Source organism: Actinomadura sp. BRA 177, from assembly GCF_013372625.1.
Taxonomy (GTDB): domain Bacteria; phylum Actinomycetota; class Actinomycetes; order Streptosporangiales; family Streptosporangiaceae; genus Spirillospora.
This window is the reverse complement of the sequence record NZ_JABXFD010000163.1, coordinates 1-5639: the sequence shown is the minus strand read 5'-3', so window position 1 is coordinate 5639 and position 5639 is coordinate 1. Positions and strand designations below refer to the sequence as shown.

Below are 5639 nucleotides of genomic sequence, written 5' to 3'. Positions count from 1 at the left end.
CCGCGGCGGACGCGAGGAGCCGCAGCAGGCCGTCCAGTGCCAGGTCGGGGTCGGCGGTGCCGCCGAGCGCGTCGAGCAGGTCGTCGCCGGGGCGCGCCCCGGTGCCGCGCTCGGCGTCCCGCAGCAGCCACTCGGCCCGCGCCGCGTCGGTGAAGCCGAGCCGCGCGAGGCGCCCGGCGAGGGAGGATCGGCGTTCGGGAGTCCGGGACTCGGTCACGGGTCAACCGTAATCCGAATCGGCCGCCGAGCGGAGCTCGTCCATTGAATGGCGGTGGGTGGGGGCTGGAGGACGGTTAGAGCACTGCCAAGAGGCGCTTGCGCTCGAACTCGGTCACCTGGCGGCGGTAGTCCTCCCACTCCTGCCTCTTGTTGCGCAGGAAGAAGTCGAACACGTGCTCGCCGAGGACGTCCGCCATCAGCTCGCTGCGCTCCATCGCGTGGATGGCGTCGTCCAGGTCCTGCGGCAGCGGCTCGATGCCGAGGGCGCGCCGCTCGGCGGGGGTCAGCGCCCAGACGTCGTCCTCGGCGCCCGGCGGCAGCTCGTAGCCCTCCTCGATGCCCTTCAGCCCGGCGCCGAGGATCGCCGCGAACGCCAGGTAGGGGTTCGCGGCCGTGTCCAGCGACCGGAACTCGATGCGGGTCGAGTGGCCCTTGTGCGGCTTGTACATCGGGACGCGGACGAGCGCCGACCGGTTGTTGTGCCCCCAGCAGATGTAGGACGGGGCCTCTCCCCCGGCGCCGGCGGCCGAGCCGACGTTGCCCCACAGCCGCTTGTAGGAGTTGACCCACTGGTTGCACACCGCGGTGATCTCGGCGGAGTGCCGCAGCAGCCCGGCGATGAACGCCCGCCCGACCTTGGACAGCTTGAACTCGGCGCCCGGCTCGTAGAAGGCGTTGCGGTCGCCCTCGAACAGCGACATGTGGGTGTGCATGCCCGAGCCGGGGTGCTCGGTGAACGGCTTCGGCATGAAGGACGCGTGGACGCCCTGCTCCAGCGCGACCTCCTTCATCACCAGCCGGAACGTCATGATGTTGTCGGCGGTGGTGAGCGCGTCGGCGTACCGGAGGTCGATCTCCTGCTGGCCGGGGGCGCCCTCGTGGTGGCTGTACTCCACCGAGATGCCCATCGCCTCCAGCATCATGATCGCGTTGCGCCGGAAGTCGTGCGCGGCGCTGTGCGGGGTGTGGTCGAAGTAGCCGCCGGCGTCGGCGGGCTCGGGCTCGCGGCCGTCCTCCGGCTTGTCGTTGAGCAGGAAGAACTCGATCTCGGGATGGGTGTAGAAGGTGAACCCGAGGTCGGCGGCCCGCGACAGCGCGCGCTTCAGCACGTAGCGGGGGTCGGCGAAGCTCGGCGTCCCGTCCGGCATGAGGATGTCGCAGAACATCCGGCCGACGCCGGGCGACTCCGAGCGCCAGGGCAGCACCTGGAAGGTGGCCGGGTCGGGCTTGGCGATCATGTCGGCCTCGTACACCCGGGCGAAGCCCTCGATCGCCGACCCGTCGAAGCCGATGCCCTCGCCGAACGCGCCCTCCAGTTCGGCGGGGGCGACCGCCACGGACTTCAGGAACCCGAGCACGTCGGTGAACCACAGCCGGATGAAGCGGATGTCGCGCTCCTCCAGCGTGCGGAGCACGAACTCCTGCTGACGCTCCAAAGCCTTCTCCCTCGGTACTGCCCTGCCGGTGTCATGGGGCGGGGGGACGCATGCCGGCCGCGAGAGACGGTCCGGCTACCTCGCAGTATGCCCGGTCGCTGTTACCGCGACGTTACGTCCGACCATTCCCGCTGACCGGAACATATCTGACTACTCACCCTCCCCGATCCGCGCCGCGGCCGGATCGAGGACGCGGGACAGGAACGCCCTGGTCCGCTCGTGCGCCGGGTCGGCGATCACCTGCTGCGGCGGGCCCTCCTCGACGACCACGCCGCCGTCCATGAACACCACCCGGTCGGCCACCTCCCGCGCGAAGCTCATCTCGTGGGTGACGACGAGCATGGTCATCCCCGCCTCGGCCAGACCGCGCATCACGCCGAGGACGTCGCCGACCAGCTCCGGGTCCAGGGCGGACGTCGGCTCGTCGAACAGCATCACCTGCGGGCCCATCGCCAGCGCGCGGGCGATCGCCACGCGCTGCTGCTGCCCGCCGGACAGCTGCGCCGGGTAGGAGCCGACCTTGTCGGCCAGCCCGACCCGCTCCAGGTTCTCCCGCGCGATCTTCTCGGCCTCCGCCTTGTCCCGCTTCAGCACCTTCCGCTGCGCGATCATGACGTTGCCGAGGGCGGTCAGGTGCGGGAACAGGTTGAACGACTGGAAAACCATGCCGATCCGGCGGCGGACGGCGTCGATGTCCACCTCCGAGTCGGTGACGTCGGCGCCGGCGACCCGGATCGTCCCGGCGGACGGCTCCTCCAGCAGGTTCACGCAGCGCAGCAGCGTCGACTTGCCCGACCCGGACGGGCCGATCACGCACACGACCTCGCCCGGCCCGACGTGGAAGTCGATGCCGCGCAGCACCTCGTTCGTCCCGAACAACTTGCGCAGGCCGGTGATCTCGATGGCGTTCGTTCTCGTGTCGAGGGTCGTCATCGCTGCCCCCTGCGCTGCCGCGCCTCCAGCCGCCGGGCCAGCAGGCTCAGCGGGATCGTGATGAGCAGGTAGCAGATCCCGGCCACGATGATCGGGGTGGTGTTGCCCTGCTCGCCCGCGAGGTCGCGGCCGAACTTGGTGAGCTCGCGCTGCTCCAGCGTGATGCCGAGGAACAGCACGAGCGAGGAGTCCTTGCAGAGCAGCACCAGCTCGTTCGTGAGCGGCGGGATGATGATCCGGAACGCCTGCGGGATGATGACCGACCGCATCGCGCGGGCGTGCGACATGCCGAGCGAGCGCGCCGCCTCCATCTGCCCCCTGGGGACGGCCTCGATCCCGGCCCGGATCGTCTCCGCCATGTACGCGGTGGCGGCGAGCCCGAGCGCCAGGCCCGCCTGCCCGGCGGCGCCGCCGGGGATGTTCGTGCCGGGGAAGGCCAGCGGCACGCCGACGCCCACGAAGATGAAGATCAGCAGCAGCGGCAGGCCGCGGAAGACCTCGATGTAGGCGGTGGCGAACCACCGGTACGGGGGGGACGGACGACAGCCGCATCAGCGCCACGACCAGGCCGCCGCCGAGGCCGAGACCGAACCCGACCGCGGTGTACACGGCGGTGTTGCGCAGCCCGACCGTGATGACGTCGGGGAACAGGCTCTTCGCGACGTCCCAGTTGGCGAAGTTGAGCCGCAGCGTGTCCCAGTCGGCCAGCAGGACCAGCACCACCACGATGGCGGCGAAGAGCCCGTACTGGCCGCCCAGGGACAGCTGCCGGCGGCGCCGGCGGGACAGCCCGCCCGGCGCCCCGGCCCCGATCGGTTCCGCGGTCACGAGCCGCCGCCGGCGCTCTCCGGCATCGGACCGATCCACTTCTCGTAGATCCTCTTGTAGGTGCCGTCCGACTTGGCCTGCGCGATGACCTCGTTGGTCAGCTTGACCAGCGCCGGGTTGTGGTCCTTGCGCATCCACATGCCGTACTGCTCGCCGGTGTTCAGGTTGGCGACGATCTCGTAGGCGGAGTTCGCCGGGTCCTTCAGCCAGCCCTTGACGACCGGGTCGTCCTGGACGATCACGTCGACCTGGCCGGTGCGCAGGCCGTTCAGCTCGGCGTTGGAGTTGTCGAACGAGCGCGGGTCGAAGCCCTTGTCCTTGACGTAGTCCTCGCCGGTGGTGCCGGCCTGGGAGCCCAGCTTCAGGTCCTTGGCCTCGACGTCGTCCAGCGAGGCGACGCCGGCGCCCTTCTTCGCCATCAGCGACTGGGTGGCGTCGAAGTAGGGGTCGGAGACGTCCATGAACTTCACCCGGTCGGGCTTGATCGTCATGCCGCCCATCTGGATGTCGCACTTGCCGGCGTTCAGCGCCGCGCCCGTCCGCATCGTCTCGAACGGGGTGTCGACGACCTTCTGCGTGACGCCGAGCCGCTTGGCGACCAGGTCGATGATGTCGACGTCGAAGCCGACGACCTTGCCGGTCTTCTGATCCTCCGACTGGAACGGCGGGTACGGCAGGTGGGTGCAGGACGTCAGCGCGCCCTTCTCGATGAGCTTGACACCCTGCACGGTGGCGCCCTCGTCGCCGCCGCACGCCGTCGCCGTCAGCGCCAGGGCCGCCAGCCCCGCGCCCAGTGCCCATCGCACGGTCCCTCTGGACACTCTTCCTCCTGTGGGAGCAGGTTCTGATCATCGAACTATCGCACGCCGCGTCCGCGTCCGGCAGGGGCGAACGGGCGGGACGTTCATGACCGTCCGGCGCGATCCGTTTCCCGGAAATTGACGTGGCGATCATGGTCGCTCGACGAAGTGATCATTAGCGTGGGCAGGGCCGTGGACATCTCTCTTCTTCTCTCGATGAGCGACCGGGTGCCCGCGCTGGCGACCCCGTCGGCCATGCACCCGGAGTCGTGGCGGCTGTGCGCGCAGGTGGAGACCTGGGCGCGCGGCCGGGGCCTGGTGCTCGGGGATCCCGACACCTCGCCGCTCGGCCGGGCCCGCTGCGAGCGGCTCGCCGCCCGCGTCCTGCCGTCCGCCGACCTCGCCGGAGTCGACCTGTTCGCGCGGTGGCTGGTCTGGACGCTCGCGCTGGACGACACCATGGACCATCCGCCGCTCTGCGACAGCGGCAGCGCCGTGCACGCGCTGTACGACGACCTGCTGCGCGCGATGCGGCGCGGCCACGCGAGACCGGGCGCGCGGCCGCTGGAGGCGGCGCTGGTGGAGCTGTGGCACGCCACGTCCAAGGACATGAGCCGCGACTGGCGGCGCAGGTTCATGCTGCAGCTGGAGGCCCACCGGGACGGGTGCGCCGAGGAGTCGGTGAACCGCCGGATCCGGCACGTCCCGACGGAGGCCGAGTACGCGCCGCTGCGCCGCCGGGCGTGCGGGCCGTTCCTGTACGACCTGGTCGAGCCCGTGCTCGGCGTCGAGCTGCCGGCGCGGCTGCTGCGCACGCCCCGCTGGAAGACCGTCGCCGACGGCGTCGCCGACGTCGTGGCCTGGTCCAACGACCTCGCCTCGCACGACCTGGAGGCGGCCCGGGGCGACGTGCACGACCTGCCCGCCGTGCTGTCGCGGGCGCGCGGGCTGGACGCCGGGCGGACCGCCGCCGCGGTCGCCGAGAAGATCGTCGACCGGCTGGAGGAGGCGTGGGCGGCGGCGCGCAGGCTGCCGGAGATGCTGGACCGGCTGGAGCTGACCGTCGCGCAGCGCGCCGCCGCCGCGCAGGTCGTCAAGGTGCTGCTGGACACGCCGCGCGCCCACATGGACTGGCTCGCCGAGTCCGGCCGCTACGAGCACGGCTCGGCGCAGCCCGGCACGCTGCGGCTGGACGCGCTCGCCTCGCTGCGCTAGCCGCCGGCGAGGGCGTCGCCCGCCGGGGTGCGGGAGTACAGGACGCGGCGGCCCATCCGGTGCCCGGTGACGAGGCCGCACGCGCGCAGCACGCCGAGGTGCCGGCTGACCGCGCCCGCCCCCACGACCGCCCTGGCCCTGTCTCTTATAAACCTCTGACGCTGCCGCCACAGAGGAGCACGGAGCCAGCGCGGGTCGCCGACGACTT

Annotated in this window: 7 protein-coding genes; 1 reads left to right on the top strand and 6 read right to left on the bottom strand. The window is 71.4% G+C overall.

Going from position 1 to position 5639, the window contains the following annotated elements:
- From HUX53_RS05235 to HUX53_RS39900, 5 genes are all read right to left on the bottom strand, one after another.
- A partial coding sequence (locus HUX53_RS05235) for a hypothetical protein (RefSeq protein ID WP_176402035.1) occupies positions 1–217 on the bottom strand: 217 nt, incomplete at its 3' end.
- Positions 218–293: 76 nt separating this feature from the next.
- A complete protein-coding gene (locus HUX53_RS05230) occupies positions 294–1655 on the bottom strand; it encodes a glutamine synthetase family protein (protein ID WP_176402034.1) in 1362 nt (453 codons plus the stop codon).
- A gap of 150 nt (positions 1656–1805) precedes the next feature.
- Positions 1806–2588 (bottom strand): amino acid ABC transporter ATP-binding protein, encoded by a 783-nt coding sequence (locus HUX53_RS05225; RefSeq protein WP_176402033.1) that lies wholly within the window; start codon positions 2586–2588, stop codon positions 1806–1808.
- A complete protein-coding gene (locus HUX53_RS40735) occupies positions 2585–3073 on the bottom strand; it encodes an amino acid ABC transporter permease (protein ID WP_303623146.1) in 489 nt (162 codons plus the stop codon). The genes HUX53_RS05225 and HUX53_RS40735 overlap by 4 nt, the downstream gene beginning before the upstream one ends.
- A 339-nt stretch (positions 3074–3412) precedes the next feature.
- On the bottom strand, positions 3413–4237 hold the full coding sequence (locus tag HUX53_RS39900; protein ID WP_309237058.1) for an ABC transporter substrate-binding protein: 825 nt from the start codon (positions 4235–4237) through the stop codon (positions 3413–3415).
- Between the two features lie 195 nt (positions 4238–4432).
- Here HUX53_RS39900 and HUX53_RS05215 point away from each other — a divergent pair, with 195 nt between their 5' ends.
- Positions 4433–5431: a terpene synthase family protein gene (locus tag HUX53_RS05215; RefSeq protein WP_217919101.1), complete on the top strand. Its 999-nt coding sequence runs from the start codon at positions 4433–4435 to the stop codon at positions 5429–5431.
- Here the strand turns inward: HUX53_RS05215 and HUX53_RS05210 are convergent.
- Positions 5428–5556 carry a winged helix-turn-helix domain-containing protein gene (locus tag HUX53_RS05210; RefSeq protein ID WP_309237057.1) on the bottom strand — a complete coding sequence of 43 codons (129 nt, stop codon included), beginning with the start codon at positions 5554–5556 and terminating at the stop codon, positions 5428–5430. The two genes, HUX53_RS05215 and HUX53_RS05210, sit on opposite strands and share 4 nt — an antisense overlap.
- Positions 5557–5639 lie beyond the last annotated feature (83 nt).